The 14,254-nt window shown below is 48.5% G+C and carries 11 protein-coding genes; all 11 read left to right on the top strand.

The annotated features are described in order from the left end of the window. Positions 1 to 54 precede the first annotated feature (54 nt). The 11 genes from G451_RS0107700 (at position 55) to G451_RS0107645 (ending at position 14,196) form a co-directional block, all read left to right on the top strand. Positions 55 to 573, top strand: a complete 519-nt coding sequence (locus tag G451_RS0107700; protein ID WP_027183791.1) for a chemotaxis protein CheW — start codon at positions 55 to 57, stop codon at positions 571 to 573. Continuing rightward, positions 570 to 2,048, top strand: a complete 1,479-nt coding sequence (locus tag G451_RS0107695; RefSeq protein ID WP_027183790.1) for a CheR family methyltransferase — start codon at positions 570 to 572, stop codon at positions 2,046 to 2,048. Before G451_RS0107700 ends, G451_RS0107695 begins: the two co-directional genes overlap by 4 nt. Positions 2,049 to 2,066: 18 nt before the next feature. Then, positions 2,067 to 2,621 carry a chemotaxis protein CheW gene (locus G451_RS0107690; RefSeq protein ID WP_027183789.1) on the top strand — a complete coding sequence of 185 codons (555 nt, stop codon included), beginning with the start codon at positions 2,067 to 2,069 and terminating at the stop codon, positions 2,619 to 2,621. 151 nt (positions 2,622 to 2,772) lie between these two features. Next, positions 2,773 to 4,524, top strand: a complete 1,752-nt coding sequence (locus G451_RS0107685; RefSeq protein ID WP_034641334.1) for a methyl-accepting chemotaxis protein — start codon at positions 2,773 to 2,775, stop codon at positions 4,522 to 4,524. Between the two features lie 12 nt (positions 4,525 to 4,536). Next, positions 4,537 to 6,960, top strand: coding sequence for a hybrid sensor histidine kinase/response regulator (locus G451_RS0107680; protein WP_027183787.1), 2,424 nt, complete (start codon positions 4,537 to 4,539; stop codon positions 6,958 to 6,960). A 49-nt stretch (positions 6,961 to 7,009) separates the two neighbouring features. Then, complete coding sequence (gene cheB, locus G451_RS0107675) at positions 7,010 to 8,041, top strand: chemotaxis-specific protein-glutamate methyltransferase CheB (RefSeq protein ID WP_027183786.1); 1,032 nt, start codon at positions 7,010 to 7,012, stop codon at positions 8,039 to 8,041. A 22-nt stretch (positions 8,042 to 8,063) separates the two neighbouring features. After that, positions 8,064 to 10,862 (top strand): response regulator, encoded by a 2,799-nt coding sequence (locus tag G451_RS32440; RefSeq protein WP_051261275.1) that lies wholly within the window; start codon positions 8,064 to 8,066, stop codon positions 10,860 to 10,862. A 141-nt stretch (positions 10,863 to 11,003) separates the two neighbouring features. After that, entirely contained in the window at positions 11,004 to 11,378 is a 375-nt protein-coding gene (locus G451_RS0107665; protein ID WP_027183785.1) for a CBS domain-containing protein, read from the top strand. Between the two features lie 205 nt (positions 11,379 to 11,583). After that, the gene (gene era / locus G451_RS0107660; protein WP_027183784.1) at positions 11,584 to 12,507 is read left to right on the top strand and encodes a GTPase Era; all 924 of its coding nucleotides are present in this window, start codon (positions 11,584 to 11,586) and stop codon (positions 12,505 to 12,507) included. Positions 12,508 to 12,948: 441 nt separating this feature from the next. Next, positions 12,949 to 13,641 (top strand): YggS family pyridoxal phosphate-dependent enzyme, encoded by a 693-nt coding sequence (locus G451_RS0107650; protein ID WP_027183782.1) that lies wholly within the window; start codon positions 12,949 to 12,951, stop codon positions 13,639 to 13,641. Positions 13,642 to 13,698: 57 nt separating this feature from the next. Next, positions 13,699 to 14,196 (top strand): flagellar basal body-associated FliL family protein, encoded by a 498-nt coding sequence (locus G451_RS0107645; RefSeq protein ID WP_027183781.1) that lies wholly within the window; start codon positions 13,699 to 13,701, stop codon positions 14,194 to 14,196. Positions 14,197 to 14,254 lie beyond the last annotated feature (58 nt).

The raw sequence follows: 14,254 nt of genomic DNA, 5'->3' as shown, positions 1-14,254 counted from the left end.
ACGGAACAAAGGCTTGTGGCAGAGCCTGAACCGTGAAACCACGGTGCGGCCATTATGAACACAGCTGAAACCTATCTTTTCTTTGTCGTGCGGGATCGAATCCTTGCTCTCCCACTTGCTTCGGTCCGGCGAGTACACCAAGCTGTGGCAACAACACCATTACCTGATGCTCCACAAACAGTTTTAGGCGTTGTTAATGTCCATGGACGAATGATCGCTCTCGTCGATCCAGGTGTGCATCTTGGTTTTGATCCCTCACCGATTCGGACTTCTCAGGCTTTTCTTGAAATTCAAGCAGAATATGGCCCAGTTCTCGTCCTTGCAGACACGGTACTTGATGTAGATTTCCTTCAAAGCGAAAATGTCATCGCGGCCGAAGATCTTATTCCAGGATATCACGATGTCGTTTCCGTGTCTTCTTTTCGAGATATCACCGTATTTGTCAGCGACCCCGATTCTTTCCTGACGGAAGACGAACGCGCAGCCGTTGCCGATGCCATTATCGAATCACCTTTCGAGGCTTCTCGCTCCGAAGAGATCGAAGACCGCGACGATATGTCGGATTCGCTATGAGCACTGCCGCTTCCCAATATGGCAACACGGTCTCCCCCCAACTGTTGCAGACCTTCACGGAATATATTGCCAACGAGCTTGGATTGTCTTTTCTCGATGAGCGGGAACGAGAACTTATCCGTGGTCTCAGCGCGGCTGCATCCACCTTCGGGTTTGATCGAACCGACGATTTCATCACATGGTATCTCAGAACACGTGACACCCCCGAACGTATTGAAATGCTCGCTTCCCATTTGACCAATGGAGAAACGTATTTTTTTCGTGAGTCTCGCGCACTGAATGCCGTTGCCCAATTGTTGAAAACGAGCCCCGTCTCCGACACCATCCGCCTCTGGAGTGCTGGCTGTTCCAGTGGTGAAGAAGCCTATTCGCTGGCCATCACAGCGCATACCATTATCAAGGAGCGCGGTGGTCCCAAGGTGTCTATTCTGGCAACAGATATCAATCCACTTTCCCTGCAAGCTGCCCGTAAAAGAGTTTATCGAAAATGGTCCTTTCGCGGGACTCCGGAATGGGTGACATCAAAATATTTTACGTCCCAATCCGATGATTCACGACGACTCCGCCAAGACATTGCATCAATGGTTCAATTCGCAAGACTCAACCTTGCGCTTGATCCGTATCCTTCTTCGAACCCGAATACATCGAATATTGATGTCATTTTTTGCCGCAATGTCCTTATGTATTTTGTCGAATCAGTCCGCAACGAAGTGATCAAACGATTCCACGCATGTCTTACAAACCGTGGATTTCTCGCATTAAGCGCTTCTGAAGGAACACTTGCGACCTCATCGGGGTTGTTCTTTGCCAAAGCAGCAGCGCAAACCATGGTTTATGTCAAAACCCAGGCGCTTCCCGAAACACCTGTTTTCCTTCCAACCAAAACCATTTCTTCTATTGCTTGCGTCAAAAAGGCTTCTCTTCCTCAAAAACCTTCCCCAATACTTCCCAGTCCCATTGCACCGGTTTCGCACCACGAAAACATTAAGCAGCTCACCAAACACGCACGAGAGGCCTTTACTGCGAAGCGGTACCCAGAAGTCCGCAGAATTTTGGAAGAAGACCTCAAACCGCACAAGGATTTGGACGGTCAGTTTCTGGGATTATTGGCCCAAGCTTGTGCCAACATGAGGGATCTCGATGCGGCTGAGCACTGGGGAGAACTCGCTGTGAAGCGTGATAAGCTCTCGCCGTATCTTCGCTTTCTTTTGGCGAGCATTCAGATGGAACACAATAAATTCGACGACGCCAAAGCCAATTTGAAAAAGGCGCTCTATATCGATTCAAATTTCATTTTGGCATTATTCGAATTAGGGAATTTGTACCGACAAGAAAAACAATTTGATAAAGCGGATAAAGCCTACCACAATGCGCAGCTTCTTCTCCGCCAACTCGAACCAGATGCCCTTGTTCCTTGTGGAGAAGGATTAAGTGCCGCCGGACTTCTCCATATGATAGATAAGATTCCTCGGTAAGAATCCATGGAAAAACGGATGAAAGAACAACAGAACCTTGAGCTTTCTCGACCTAACGAGAGTGCCGTGCTCAATGCTCGAGCCAATAAACTGGCTCAAGAACATGCTCCTCCGACACAACCATCCGGTCATACTTTGAGTATTCTTGAAGTTGGTATTGGCAAAGAGCGCTACGGTATTGAAACGAATTACATTAAGGAAGTGCATTCTGTAGCCGGACTCACGCCTATTCCATGTACACCGGATTTCATCCTCGGGGTGGTCAGTATACGCGGTCGTGTTTGCTCGGTTATGGATGTCCGTCGTCTGTTCGGTATTCCATCCGGTTTGCTCACCGATGCTGATAGGATTGTTTTGCTCCAACACAATGATATGGAAACGAGTATACTGGCCTCATCGGTTGGCATGGTCAATTCCATCCAAACCGATATCCTGTCGCCATGGAAACCCCCTGGAGACGCATCCATGGTTCGTTTTGTCAGGGGGCTCTCACCAGATGGTCTCCTTGTTCTTTCTACCGAAACCTTGCTTACAGATGAGTATATCCTGATCAATGATGAGGTCGTTCTGTAATGCGCGTTGCAAACATACTTCTCCGAGCAAATCCCGGTAGATAATGCTTTGTGCTCATACGATAACAAGCCAACTCAATACAATAATTTTGCTGTCGTAGTACATCACTGCAGCGATAAACCGAAGATATAGGCGAATTACGGAGGAAACCATGTTCAACCATCTCAAGATCGGCATCAAAATCGCCTTGGGCTTCGCGCTGGTGCTCATCGTTCTGATTGTTGTCAGCACCATTGAAATTGTCGGACTCGACAACCTCCACAGAGATGTCGATGGTGTTGTCACCCGTTCCAGAATTGCGATGAATATCAAGGAAATGGAAATCAACCATTTAGATTGGGTTCTCTCGATTAGCCGTGGAATCATCAGCAATGAAATCACAAACCTTAATGTCGAGTCAGATCCTAAAGAATGCGCGTTTGGCAAGTGGTTCTATGGTGACGGAAAACGTGTTTTGGAGGAAGCTGTCCCCAGTACAGCCGCTGACCTCTCAGCCATTGAGCGATATCACAATGAAATTCATCATACATTCGATATATTAAAGGGGTATTACGAGAACAACACTCAAGAGATCGCCCATAATCTTGCCTCGACACTCTATATTGAAAAGCTCTTCCCGAGCCTTATTGCCTTTCGGACGCTCTTGAACAATATCGATGAAAAAGTCAGGTCAAAATCATTTCAATCCGAAGATCACCTGAAACAAGATACCGCATCAAAACGCAACTTAGTGATCATGCTGTCGATTCTTGCCATCTTGGTGGCGACCGGTGCAGGCATTGTTATCAGTCGACGCATTACTCAGCCCTTACATCGATTGCTTGAATCGGCCAATAGCATTGCGACTGGTGATCTCAATATTCATTTACCCGACGTCAACAGCAAAGACGAAATGGGCGACCTGGCACGAGCGTTTTTCCATATGGCGGCCTCACTCAACAGCCATGCCGAACATTTAACTGCCATCGCCAACGGGGACCTGTCCAACGAAGTCATTCCGCTTTCAGACAAAGATACCATGGGCAATGCGCTGTCTTCCATGGTGCAAGCACTTCGTAAAATGACAGGCCAGATGACCGATGCCGCCCATGTGTTGACGACGTCCATCAGCCAAATCAGCGCTTCATCGACGCAATTATCCACCAGTTCTGCAGAGACGGCCACAGCCGTCAGCGAAATTTCAGCCACCGTCGAAGAAGTAAAACAAACGACCCGCCTGTCCATGGATAAAGCCAAAACGGTTGCAGAAGTGGCCGCTGAAGCCGCCAAAAGCTCGCAATCCGGAAGTGAAGCCACCGAACAGCTCAATGCCGAAATGGACACCATCAAAGGGAAAATGGAGTATGTCGCCCAACATATTGTACGCTTGTCGGAGAAAAGCCAGGATATTGCTCACATCATTGCTGTGGTGAACGATTTAGCCGACCAATCCAATATTTTAGCGGTCAATGCAGCCATTGAAGCAGCCAAAGCCGGCGAGGAAGGACGCGGTTTTTCCGTTGTAGCCCAAGAAATCAGGAGCCTTGCCGAGCAATCAAAACAGGCAACGGATCAGGTTCGATCTATTTTGGCCGATATTCAAAAAGCAACATCCGCCGCAGTTATGGCGACGGAGCAGGGCAGTAATGCCGTGGAATCCGGAGTCCATCGAACGGAAAATGCTGCGACAGCTATTCAACAGTTAGCGGATACAATCTCACAGGCAGCAATGGCCGCAACCCAGATTTCCGCTTCAAGCCAAGAGGAATTTGCCGGTATGGATCAGGTTGCCCTGGCCATGGATAATATCAGCCAAGCCACAAGCCAAAACACAGAAAGTGCACGACAGCTCGAAAATTCAGCCATGAGTCTCCAAGACCTGGGGATTCAACTGCAGGAGCTTGTCTCCCGATACAAACTCTAGGAGTGCGCTCTCGTGGCTTTTGACAATCCGGAATTTCTCGCCAAGCTTCGTAAGGCGTTCAAACATGAAGCCGTCGAAAGACTTGCCAATTTAGGAAAGACGCTCATCTCGCTCGAAGAAGGACGAGATGAAACCAAGCGCGATCACCTCCTCGAATTGGCCTATCGCGAAACCCACAGTCTCAAAGGGGCTGCGCGAGCTGTCGGGGGCTTCGATATTGAAGTCTTGAGTCATGCGATGGAAACCGTCTTCTCCGGTATGATCAAAAACGATCAGTCTCCGGATGAGAGTCAATTCGACCTTCTCCACCAAGCCGTGGACATGCTTCGTTGGTTTATTAACAACCCCACGGAAGAAGACGGTCCAAGTCCTGAGGCCGTACGATTGGCCGGATTACTTAACAATTCGGAAACCGATACTCCTGAAGGCCATCTCTTTGACGACATTTTGACCCCAATGTCCGAAGCTGAGCTCGATAAAAACACTTTGGCTCCGCCTCCAACGACTTCCGTCTCTACTGCCCCTCTACCGGAAGAATCTCACGATACCACCGAGCCAGCAAGACCGCCCGACGAAAAGAGAATTTCGGATAAACCGCATTCCGATGCCGCTCCATCGTCAGACCGTTCTCCCTCTTCTGAACCTGCATCGAACCAAACATCCTCAACGCGTATACCTTCATCACCTGCCAAGGGTATGGGGTTCGACACGGTCCGGGTTCCATCGAGCCGGCTTGAAGATGTCCTCTTGCGCGGAGAGGAAATGCTGTGGCTCAAGGGAGCGTTGGGAGAAACCGCGCGTCGGCTCACGACAATCAAAAAAGAAATGGCTGGACTCAAATTAGCCTTTGACTCTTTGGATGCCAATCCGCGTGCAGGAAGTGCTGTCCGTCACGCTCTTGAACATACCGATGATGTCCGCCGACACCTTGATTTTGTTGAGGCTGAAATCGGTTCACTCACCCAATCAGCCGTAAAAAATGCCCGTTCCATGACAGTCATGCTTGACGAGCTCCTTGATGAAACGCGGCGTATTTTGCTTGAACCATTTTCCACTTTGTTCGACATGCTGCCCGTTATCGCTCGGGATATTGCCCGAGAACAGGGCAAGAAATGTCGCCTCACCCTCATTGGATCACAGGTTGAAATCGACCGACGCATTCTGGATGAATTACGAGACGTCTTTGTTCATATTATTCGAAATGCTGTCGACCATGGACTGGAAAAACCTGAAAAGCGTCTTGCCCATGGAAAAACTGATGCTGGCAGAATTCAGATTCGTGTCATGCGATCATTAGGAGGAAAAACGCAGATTGAAGTATCTGATGACGGCATTGGTCTTGACGCGGATGCCGTGACATCCAAGGCTATTTCACTCGATGTCATTTCTGTCGACGCCGCACGTGAAATATCCCTACAAGAAAAATTAAATCTCATTTTTCATTCTGGCCTCACGACAAGTCCTCTTATTACGGATATATCAGGGCGTGGCCTTGGGCTTGCCATTGCCAAAGACAAAGTAGAGCGCATGGGTGGCTCCATTGGTGTCTCTTCTTTCCCCGGAAAAGGCACAACATTCGATATCACATTGCCTTCGGCGCTTTCTTCCTATCCGGGAATTGTCATTATGGCTGGAGGACGGCATTTTGTCATACCCAAGGGGGGAGTCGAGCACGTCATCCGCATTACACCTGATGACATCATCCATGCTTTGGCGAGAGAAGGTATTGTCCACGAAGGCGTCACTATACCAGTACGCAGACTCCAAACGATTCTTGGATTGCCTGAATCCGAACTGCTGCAATCCCAACATCTGCCTGTACTCATTATGACGGCATCGGGCCGAAGAGCAGCCATCATTGTCGATAAAATCCATGAAGAACGTGAAGTCATGGCCAAACAACTCGGTCCGCAACTCCGACGGGTCCGCCATGTTGCCGCCGTGACCACATTAGCCGGGGGGCTGCTTGCGCCGATTCTTCATGTGCCCGATATGATCGCTACCGCATCCAAAACATCACAAGCGAATCAGGTCGACAAGCGCCATCAGCCAATGCGAGAAGCATCGGGAAGACAATCCACCGTTCTCGTTGCGGAAGACTCCATAACATCGCGCATGTTGTTGAAAAATATTCTTGAAGCGGCCGGATACGTCGTGAAAACGGCTATTGACGGTGTGGAAGCTTTTCTAGCATTGCGCGAAACTGCACCGGATATTGTTATAACCGATGTCCAGATGCCGGGCATGGATGGTTTTGAATTGACTGCGCGAATCCGAGCCGATGCAGCGTTCGCCAATCTCCCGGTAGTTCTTGTGACTTCATTGGAAAGTCGAGAAGACAAAGAACGTGGCATTGATGCCGGAGCCGATGCCTATATTGTGAAAAGCGGCTTTGACCAAAAAAATCTGTTGGACGTAATTGAACGGCTCCTATAGCCTGACGACACCTTACCGACACCAACCCTTAAGGATGCGTCGAACGACTATGATTCGTGTTCTTATCGTTGACGACTCCCATTCGGTTTGCGTCTTCATGCGTCATGTTCTCGAATCTGACGGCACCATGGAAGTGGTGGGTATAGCAGAAGATGGCAGGCAAGCCGTAGAGATGACAAACCGGCTCAAACCCGATGTCATTACCATGGATATCACCATGCCGGTTTTAAATGGTATTGAAGCCACGCGGGAAATCATGGCGACACGGCCCACGCCAATTGTCATCGTGAGCAGTGATTGGTCACCGAGTGAAACCGCCAAGACATTCCAGGCCATGGATGCCGGAGCCTTGACCCTGCTGCGAAAACCCGGTCTTGGTCGCGGTAACGATGAAGCCTGTTATGAATTGATTAAAACCGTCAAGCTCATGTCGGAAATCAAAGTGGTACGCCGAGTACGCCGGCGTTTATCCCAGGATGAGTCAACTCCGAGTGTCTCGGCCCATCCCAAAATTTCTCGACGCATTGAATGTGTTGCCATTGGTGCTTCAACGGGTGGCCCTCAGGCATTAAGCAAAATTCTTTCGGTGCTCCCGAAATCATTTCCCGTTCCGATTCTTCTCGTTCAGCACATGTCTCCGGGGTTTATCAACGGTATGGTGCAATGGCTTGGCAGTATAACGACACTCCCCGTTGTTGCTGCGAAAGATTCGCTTCGACTGGAGCCCGGCGTGATTTATGTCGCGCCGGATGGAGTACACATGGGTGTCACCCCGGGACCGCGTATTCATTTATCAACGACACCGGTGCAAAATGGACTCAGGCCGTCGGTTTCCTATATGTTTGCATCCGTTGGCAGAGTCTTTTCCAAAAAAGCCGCGGCTGTGCTTTTGACAGGAATGGGGCGTGACGGCGCTGTAGAAATGAAAAAATTACGCGATCTCGGCGCCCTGACCATCGCGCAGGACAAGGCATCGTCCACAGTGCACGGCATGCCTGGAACGGCCATAGCCTTGGGGGGAGCTGAGCGTATTCTCCCTCTCGACGCTATAGGCCCGGAACTTGTTACCAGTGTCGGGTAAACCGGTAGGAAAACAGTCCGATATGCCCGAGCAATCATCATCTACCAGTATCCTCGTTGTGGAAGACAGCTTAACTCAAGCGCTCATGCTGGAAGAGACCTTGAGTAGTCGAGGATTTGTCGTGAACCTTGCTCGTGATGGCGAAGAAGCCTTGTTCACACTTCGGAATCAACAGTGTGACATTGTCATTTCCGATGTCATCATGCCAGGAATGGACGGATTTGAGCTCTGTCGTACCATTCGAAACGATAACGACTTGAGTTCCATTCCGGTCATTCTCCTCACCAGTCTCTCCGATCCGGAAGATATTGTTCGCGGTTTGGCGAGCGGTGCAAGCAGCTTTGTGACAAAACCTTTCGATGAGGCATTTCTTTTCTCTCGTATTGAATATTTGTTGGAAAACAGAAGTACAAATCGACCGGAAGACAATGAAGAAATGGAAATCGTTTTGCGCGGCGAATCGCGTACGATTTATTCAAACAAAAAAAATATGGTCGATCTTCTTCTTGGAACCTACGAACATACATTGCTCCAAAGCCAGGAACTCGACCGATCTTTACAACGAAACCGAGAACGCGAAGCCTTGTTGCGTGGGGTTCTGGCTTCTCTCTCGGCGCATATAACGGTTGTCGATTCCAATGCTCGCGTGATTGCCACCAACGATGCATGGGATCATTTCCCATTACCTGAAAAGACGATTCCCAAAGAAATGCGTCTTGAGTATGTACGCCAGACCCTCCTTCCACAAAATTTAGCCGGGGCTGGCCTGCTTTCCATTCTGCAAAAGAAAAAAAATAAATTTGAAATCGAATATCCCTTTGTTTCCAGCCGAGGCCGCATTTGGTTTCAAGTCGTCGTCACGCCATTACCTGACGATATTGGTGGGGCCGTCATATCCCATGTGAACATAACAGGTCGAAAGCGAGCTGAAGAAGCGTTGCTTCACACCCAGGCTGGACTGGCAAAAGCCCAGGAACTCGCCAAAATGGGGAACTTTGAACTTGATCTCCATACGCACACCATGTCGTGGTCGGATCAAGTTTATCATTTATTTGGCACCAATCAACTTTCACTCCATCCCACACGCGACGTCTTTATTCGCTTTTTCTCCAAAAACGAACGCCCCCGGCTTATATCCTGGATCGACGATATTGTTTCAGGAAAAATCGCTGCAGATGAAGAATTTTCCTTGAACCGGGAACGTATCGTGCGCATTCAAGCCGAGGTCGAGCGGGATGCCGATGGAACACCATTTCGTTTGCTCGGGATCATGCAAGACGTGACGGATAAGCGGCGTCTCATTAAACAACTTATCGAAGCCAAGGAAGCTGCCGAACAGGCCAGTCAGGTCAAAGCCGAATTTCTTGCTAATATGAGTCATGAAATTCGTACGCCGTTGAACGGTGTTATCGGCATGACCGAACTTGCGTTGATGACCGATCTTTCCGCAGAACAAAACGAATACCTGACTATGGTGAAAAACTCAGCCGAATCGTTGCTTGGCATCATCAATGATATTCTCGATTTCACCAAGATCGAAGCCGGCAAATTACAACTCACTGAAAATGATGTCGACATTGGCCGCCTTCTGACCGATGCCCTCAAGCCGCTCATGATTACAGCCAAAGGCAAAGGGCTCGAATTTTACTGTCAGGTTGGCGATACCGTCCCGACATGCATACGCACCGATCCGGTGCGACTCCGCCAAATTCTCATCAATCTTGTCGGCAATGCCGTTAAATTTACGGAAACCGGATCTATAACCATTCATGTCGAATATCATACACACAAAGAATACGGCCTTGTCTTCACCGTTGCCGACACAGGGATAGGTATTCCCGATGAAAAAATCAGCACCATTTTCGAGAGCTTTACGCAACTCGACGGTTCTTTGACGCGCCGGCACGAAGGAACGGGACTCGGACTGGCCATCTGCAAACAGCTCGTTGAACTGATGGGAGGAGGGATTTCAGTTTCAAGCGATCTGCAAAACGGAACGAAATTTACCTTCTCGTTACCAACGAAGACACTCAAAACGGATGCAACTGTCTGTCCACCACCACAACCCGAACCACAACCCCCCCTTCCTCAATTGCGTATTCTTCTGGCTGAAGACAATCAGGTAAATCTCCGCTTCGCCACCGTACTCCTCGAAAAACAGGGGCATGAGGTGACGACTGCCGTCAATGGCCAAGAGGCTCTTGATGCCTTGGCTACATCACATTTCGATATTGTTCTTATGGATGTGCAAATGCCGGTGCTCGATGGTGAAGAAGCAACTCGGCGGATTCGACGTGGCGAGGACGGTATTAATCCGGCTATTCCTATCATCGCGCTGACGGCACATGCCATGAGTGGCGATAAAGAACGTTTTTTACGTGCCGGTATGGACGGATATGTTCAAAAGCCGTTGGATTCTTCAACCCTTTTCAAAGTCATTGCCAACATCCTCAACGCAACGCCCTCCACGGCGTCGGAACTCGATTTGAATGCGCTTAAAGCGGCCTTGGGAAACAATACTGATCAGATGTACATTTTACTCAAATTATTTGAAGAAATGGCTCCATCACTGTTACAATCCATAACTGACGCCATTGAAGATAATGATATGGATATGTTGGTAGAAACGAGTCATAGCCTCAAAGGTGCTGCCGGCAATATTCGCGCATATACGTTGTATGAACAAGCGAGCCAGTTGGAACAGGCTGCTCGAGAAAACAAAACCACAAATTTTCACAAACTCATTGATACGATGAAACATACGCTTGGTGCCGTAAACAGGATCATTTCCAACACGATCCCTCACCACGCCAACGTATGAAATTCCATCTTCTTCTTTTTTCAAAAAAAATCACCCAGAAGAACTCCTTGACAAGAGACACCAAGATTGAACAAGAAAATACAAGGCCGGCGCCATACGGTATAGCCGAATTATGATCTCCACTGCTTAGAAGGAGTAAGAATGCAGCGTGTCAAACATCTCATGTCCACAGCAATTGTGAGCATCGCGCCAGACGATAATATGGAAAAAGCCCGTAAAATTTTCAGTTCCGGGTCCATTCGCCATCTTCCTGTTGTGGAAGACCGAACTCGACTTATTGGACTGGTGACCCAAAGGGATGTTCTTGCAGCAGCGCATCAGTCAAATGACACAACTATTGCAGAGATCATGCAAACCAATGTCAAAACCGTAACGTCAGATGAACCACTACGTACAGCCGCAGCGCTCATGCTCGAACACAAATATGGATGTATGCCGGTCGTCGATAAAGGCAAACTGACTGGCATCATTACGGAGTCCGATTTTCTCAAACTTGCCATTTTCCCAGTGGGATAATGGACGTATATTTTTTCAAAAGACATACGAGTGTCATAGTATACCGAGTCGGTAACAGTCTTGCCGGTCTCCGGTATATTCTGTTTGTCTGCAAGGCTCCTGTTTCTCGTCAATAATTCAGTTTAGCACTTGCCAACCTCGTTTGTTTACGCAAAATATTTCCACCACCAAACTTCACTGACATCACACTCTAAGGAGACCCCCCATGCATTTCGGATATGTGGCGTTGCTTGGTCCACCCAATGCAGGCAAGTCGACTCTGCTCAATCAAATTCTTGGACAAAAAGTTTCCATCGTCACACCCAAACCTCAAACAACTCGAAATCGCATCAGCGGCATTCTGTCTGATGAACATGGACAAATCGTCTTTTTAGATACTCCGGGAGTCCATGCTGCCCGAGGAACCCTCAATCGATTTCTTGTCGAAGCAGCATGGCAGGCGCTTTCAGCTTCCGATATGGCTGTCACCCTGCTTGATGTTTCCAAAATGGTGCATAATCCCGATGCAATAGCTGAAAACAATCGATTACTCTCCAAAGTCGCCGATGCTGGTCTTCCTATGGTGCTGGCATTGAACAAAGTCGATATGGTTTCAGACAAAGCGCTTCTTCTGCCTGTTATGGAGAATGCGGCCCAGATCATGCCTGATGTGGAAATCTATCCGATTTCGGCACTAACAGGAAATGGGGTGGACAAACTCCTTCAGGCGGTTTGGCAACGCTTGCCCGAAGGCAGTCCGATGTATGACGAAGACCAGATTTCAACGGCACCGCTTCGCTTTCTTGCTGCAGAAATCATCCGAGAAAAACTCTTCCTCGAACTTCGACAGGAATTGCCCTATCAAACGGCGGTTGCCATTGAAGAATTCGACGAATCAGATCCCAAACGTGCCTATATCAATGCCGTTATCCATGTCGCCAAGTCGAATCACAAGGGTATCGTTATTGGAAAAGGCGGCGCTACACTCAAGAAAATTGGTACGGAATCTCGCCAGGAAATTGCCGAACTCATTGGAATGCCAGTCCATCTTGAACTGTGGGTCCGGGTCAGTCCACGTTGGACAGACAATCCGCGCGCAGTACTTGAGCTGCTTGGCGAATCCGATTTAGAAATGAGCATGGACTCATAAACAAATTTTCTTCAACAGAAGAGGAGAGAGAAGAAACACCGTTTGTTCAAACTGTTTCTTCTCTCACATGGTTTTTCTCGTCGTAGAGTTCAACGCATGAATGCCGATGTGAAGTATTCAAGCCTTCGACAAAAACACAATATTGAGATTATAGCGCCACTATACTATTTTTCCCGAAAACTTTGTCATGGTGCTTACCACGCATCTTTCGAGTCAATTATTAAAACACGATATCTTTTTGCTGATGTTCCTATGTTTTTTCCACGTACAATACACGATACCGCTTTTCCTCAAACCACTTCCCGAGCACCTTCATTTCTCTTTCAAACCGGAGTATCCTTTGTCTTCGACATGAAGACATCCCGCGAAAAAATTTGAAGAAAAGAGGTGAGCCTCCCCTGGGGCAACGGGGGCAAAACCGATCACAAAGGATACCATGATATGAAAACGTCACTCACCCAACGGCTTGCCAGCGTACACGAACGGATTCAGAACGCCGCATTGGCGTGCGGTCGTGCTCCTGAAACAGTCCGTCTCGTGGCGATTTCCAAATTCCATCCGATTTCCGCTGTACGCGAAGTGTACGATGCCGGGCAGGTCGATTTTGGAGAATCATATATTCAAGAAGCACTGGCCAAACAAGATGAATCGACCGACCTTGCCATTGCATGGCATTTTGTGGGAAAACTCCAGAAAAATAAGGCAAAATTCGCCGTGGGTCGCTTTGCTCTTATTCATGCAGTGGATTCGTTGGAGCTGGCGACAACATTGGAGCGCAGAGCATCGGAACACATTGTGCAAGACATCCTTATTCAGGTGAATCTTGCCCGGGAACCACAAAAATCCGGCGTCATGGAGGAGAAACTTGATGCACTCGTCGAGGGTATTCTCGAACTTCACCAGGTCCGATTGCAAGGATTTATGGTCATGCCGCCGTTTTCCGATGATCCGGAAACGTCACGGCCATTTTTTCGACGCCTTTTTGAAACGCGTGAGCGTATTGGACGAGAGTTCGGCATTAATCTGCCGCACCTGTCCATGGGGATGAGCGGGGATCTCGAAGTCGCCGTGGAAGAGGGCGCAACTCTCGTCCGTGTTGGAACCGATATTTTCGGACCACGGCCGGTCGTCTAATCATCCGTCTTTTTTCAGACACAAACTTTCGGTAAGTATTCCGTAAAAGGAGTCGAAATGGCTGAAGAGAAAAAAAAATCCGGCTTTCTGAAATGGGTTATCCTCGTTCTGCTCCTGCTTATTTTAGGTGGTGGGGGATATTTCGCCTACCTCAAATTTTTTCTTGAACCACAACAGCAAAAAGCTGAAGAAGCTCAAAAAGCTGAAGAAGCTCAAAAAGCCAGCCAAAGCAAAGGGGCTGGCATCGGTATTGATGGCAAACTCGTTGAAGTTCCAGAATTTGTGGTCAACTTGGCAGATCGTAGCGGCCGTCGGTATCTCAAATTCAAAATGGATGTGGAAGTCACCGATGCCGCTGTGGCACAAGATGTTGTAAACAACATGGCCAAAATCCGCGACGCCGTCATTTTATTGTTGTCGAGTAAAGAAAGCGACGAGTTGACAAGTATCGAGGGAAAAATCGGATTACGGAAAGATATCGCGGGCCGCATCAACCAAGTACTTGGTGGTCCAAAAGTTGCACGCGTATATTTTACTGATTTTGTTATCCAATAGTTATACAGCTCTTCACTCGATTCCTGTAAAACGGTGTCGTAGTGACAGATTTTTTTGG

Source organism: Desulfovibrio inopinatus DSM 10711, from assembly GCF_000429305.1.
Classification (GTDB): domain Bacteria; phylum Desulfobacterota; class Desulfovibrionia; order Desulfovibrionales; family Desulfovibrionaceae; genus Alteridesulfovibrio; species Alteridesulfovibrio inopinatus.
Note: the sequence above shows the minus strand (reverse complement) of the source record. Positions and strands in the feature narration are given on the sequence as shown.

What these genes read in the sequence shown, in the direction of transcription:
- G451_RS0107700 (WP_027183791.1), top strand. Translation starts at nt 55, where the DNA reads ATGAACACAGCTGAAACCTATCTTTTCTTTGTCGTGCGGGATCGAATC.
- G451_RS0107695 (WP_027183790.1), top strand. Translation starts at nt 570, where the DNA reads ATGAGCACTGCCGCTTCCCAATATGGCAACACGGTCTCCCCCCAACTG.
- G451_RS0107690 (WP_027183789.1), top strand. Translation starts at nt 2,067, where the DNA reads ATGAAAGAACAACAGAACCTTGAGCTTTCTCGACCTAACGAGAGTGCC.
- G451_RS0107685 (WP_034641334.1), top strand. Translation starts at nt 2,773, where the DNA reads ATGTTCAACCATCTCAAGATCGGCATCAAAATCGCCTTGGGCTTCGCG.
- cheB (WP_027183786.1), top strand. Translation starts at nt 7,010, where the DNA reads ATGATTCGTGTTCTTATCGTTGACGACTCCCATTCGGTTTGCGTCTTC.
- G451_RS32440 (WP_051261275.1), top strand. Translation starts at nt 8,064, where the DNA reads ATGCCCGAGCAATCATCATCTACCAGTATCCTCGTTGTGGAAGACAGC.
- G451_RS0107665 (WP_027183785.1), top strand. Translation starts at nt 11,004, where the DNA reads ATGCAGCGTGTCAAACATCTCATGTCCACAGCAATTGTGAGCATCGCG.
- era (WP_027183784.1), top strand. Translation starts at nt 11,584, where the DNA reads ATGCATTTCGGATATGTGGCGTTGCTTGGTCCACCCAATGCAGGCAAG.
- G451_RS0107650 (WP_027183782.1), top strand. Translation starts at nt 12,949, where the DNA reads ATGAAAACGTCACTCACCCAACGGCTTGCCAGCGTACACGAACGGATT.
- G451_RS0107645 (WP_027183781.1), top strand. Translation starts at nt 13,699, where the DNA reads ATGGCTGAAGAGAAAAAAAAATCCGGCTTTCTGAAATGGGTTATCCTC.